The organism is Elusimicrobiota bacterium, assembly GCA_041658405.1.
Classification (GTDB): Bacteria; Elusimicrobiota; UBA5214; order JBBAAG01; family JBBAAG01; genus JBBAAG01.
On sequence record JBBAAG010000142.1, the window covers coordinates 1 to 3,315 of the forward strand.

Annotated in this window: 2 protein-coding genes; both read right to left on the reverse strand. The window is 39.9% G+C overall.

Annotated features, from left to right (window positions below; all coding sequences use genetic code 11):
- Positions 1-967 (reverse strand): protein phosphatase 2C domain-containing protein (locus WC955_13260; protein ID MFA5860023.1); only part of this gene is annotated, 967 nt, incomplete at its 3' end.
- A gap of 11 nt (positions 968-978) precedes the next feature.
- Positions 979-3,315: FHA domain-containing protein (locus tag WC955_13265; protein MFA5860024.1), on the reverse strand; the 2,337-nt coding region annotated here is incomplete at its 5' end.

Here is a 3,315-nt window from a genome sequence, read left to right on the forward strand (position 1 = left end):
GAATAACCAAAAATACTGCTAATAACATAAACATGTTAATAGACCGTAACGCAACAACTTTTTCTTTTTCCAGTACCCGCATAATCCTTTTTACCAACGAATCCACAAGCTCGTCATCTACAAGCACATCACTTGGTACTGACTTAATATCTTTCGTTAACACATCCTCCGCATAAGACGCTAACTCGTCATCCGTACGGAATATCTTTACTATTATAACTGTAATATTATCTTCACCCCCGCGCTTATTTGCTAGTTCAACTAAACTACTGACTGAATTATCAAGAGCACCACCCCCTGAGGATTTCAGGCTCGCCAAAATCTCATGGTCTTCAACCTTACTGTATAATCCATCGGAACATATTACATAAGTATCACCTGAATTAACCCGGGTGATCAAGTAATCAAGCGCCACTTTGCTGGTAACGCCTACTACGCGGTTAACAACATTTCTTGAGGACATCTTCTGCGCTTTCTGCTGGTCAATCTCACCTGACCTCACCAAATCACTTACCCATGAATGATCAACTGTCAATTGCTCAATATTGTTCTCACGTACACGATATATCCTGCTATCCCCTACATTAACTATACACGCCAACCCGTCAATATACTTAAATAATGCAAGCGTACTCCCCATCCCGTGAAGTTCCGCACGTTTTTTCCCGAGTTTATAAATCAATGCATTTGATACCGTCACAGCTTTGAGGATACCGTCAATACATCCGGGAGGAGAGTTGCGTTTAGAGTTTTTCCCAGATTTCAACGAATCATCTGTTTCGTATATATACAGATATTTAACCATTGCACGCGTGATAATACTTCCAACCACATCCCCGCCATTAGCGCCACCCATCCCGTCGCATACGAAAAACATTCCACGTTCAGGATCAACCAAATAATAATCCTGGTTCGTTTGCCGGGCCATACCTTTATGGCTAAATACTGAATGAATAATCTTTGCCATATACTTTATCCTCAGTTAATCACTAGATGCTTTGTCTTTAATCGCGGCGGCATCAGTTTAAATAACAATAACCCAATCGCAGCAAGTATCATTACTATACCAGCCACAGAAAATATCCCGCGGTTACCCTCTTTCTCAACTTTTTTCTCTAACACACCGTTTCTATGATTATTACACCTATACTGATTCCAATGAACACCATCACCGCGTTTTTTCAGTGTTGTCTCTATTATCAACATTTTGTTATCAATATTAAAAGCGATCTCAACCATTCCATCACCTTCAACATCATCAATCACAGGCGTACCGATAAAATCTTTACACGGAATCTTGATTGTACTAAGAATACGGTTCTTCGATACGGCATTACCGTCGAGTACCATTAACCCGTCCTCCAGCACGCCAAATACAATTTCGTATACACCGTCATTATTAAAATCATGCAGTATTGCGGATGAACACACTGTTTTATTCCTAAGATTTTCGTTCCATACAACTTTTCCGCTTAAACCATCCACCAGGACAACATATCCTTTTGAAGTAATTGCCCAGAAATCAGTGTACCCATCTGAATTAGCATCACCCGCAGTTAATGACGGACAACTTATCTTTGAAGAAACAAGGCCAGCGGGTTCAATGTTAACCAACTTATCCCACAACGCATGCCCTGCTTTAATGTCGTATCCATACAAATAATTATGTTTTGTAAGCACAACAATATCCATTGACTTATTCCCGTTAAAATCACCCACTACAGGCATAGCTGTAATTCCCAACGCATCATTATGAGTTAAACCCAATCTCGAATTTACTAAAGTATTCAAAGCGATCACAGTTTCTTTTTTCGTAACCCCGTCAATCACCGCAATAGTACCTTTATATGTCACCACCACGATTTCTGTCTTACCCTCACTGCTGGTATAAACAACAGGGTTTACACATACGGGTTCATTTAAATTGTAAGTAACAACTTCAGCATTAGAAGTAAGGTTATACACCAGAATAACACCGCCGGCAGTATTACACGCCGCAATGTCAGGTTCCATATTATTATCGAAATCCGCTATTGCCAGAGATGTATCCAATAAATTACCACCAAACCCCTGACTGGTATAAATAGCGATACCGGTTTTACCGTCAAGAACCGATATCCTTGATTTATTAGACACAACCACCACATCGTCAATACCATCACCGTTAAAATCTCCGGTTGCCGGTGCTGACATTACAACTGCGCCACCGGTTAGGGTGTCATATTCCCAACTAACATTTTTCTTCTTACAATCATACATTTTCAGCATTCCACCGGTTTCAAGCAGGATCACCGCATCACTACTCTTTAAATCTACACACGCAACACTAGGAGGTAAGCAATAAACGCCTATACCATTATCCAAGGTATACATTTGAGTATACTTTCCCGTACTAACACTCTCCCTGAGTTGAGCAACAGTGTTACTAACGACGAATTCTACGTTAGCATCCTTTATCCCGCTAAAGGTTTTGATATACGGCAGAAAAGCGGTCACACTTATATATACACCTCCTACAAACAATACTGCTAAAACAATATTTACAAATTGTTCCCATACCTTTTCGATCAAGACTAACGCCTTTGCCGGCCGTCCTGTTTTAACAACATTCTTTGTCACAAATCGAAAGATTGTTTTCCCAATTTTTATTTCATCAGCATTTTTTAAAATAACAGTTTCGTCTTCCTTCAGTTTCTTTGAATTAAAATACGTACGGTTACGGCTTCTCCGGTCAACTACCACATAATTCCCGGCGATAAACATAATCTTCGCATGATCCCGCGATACGCTTTTATCAAATTCCAGGACCACATCGTTATATTCATAATCACGCCCAATTTTTGTTTCATTCAACGAAAGCTCATACTTTTTCCCGCAGTTAGGGCCGGAGATAGCCAATAAATATGCCGGATCCTGGACCGCTTTATCCCCGGTATACGTCCCGCTAGCTGAAACTTTTACTGCAGCCTTTTTCCCGGTTTTCGGCATACTTTGTATATCATCAGCTTTCTCGGGCCGAAATACTAAAGAGTACTCTTCATCAATAGATACATACGTATCTTCTGTTATTCCAACTTCATCTAACTGCGCGAACCTTTCATCCTCACCAGCTTCCACATTGATAATAAACCTATGATTACTGTATACCAATGAAAACAACATATCCGGTACGTCTGGCAGCGGTAATACAATATTATTCCCCTTAGCACGTCCTATACTAACCTTAAGAGCTTTAATAAAATACTCACCCAAAACTTCAGCTTTTCGTTTAAACAAAATATTTAACATCAATATTACCCCGTATAACCTATTTCT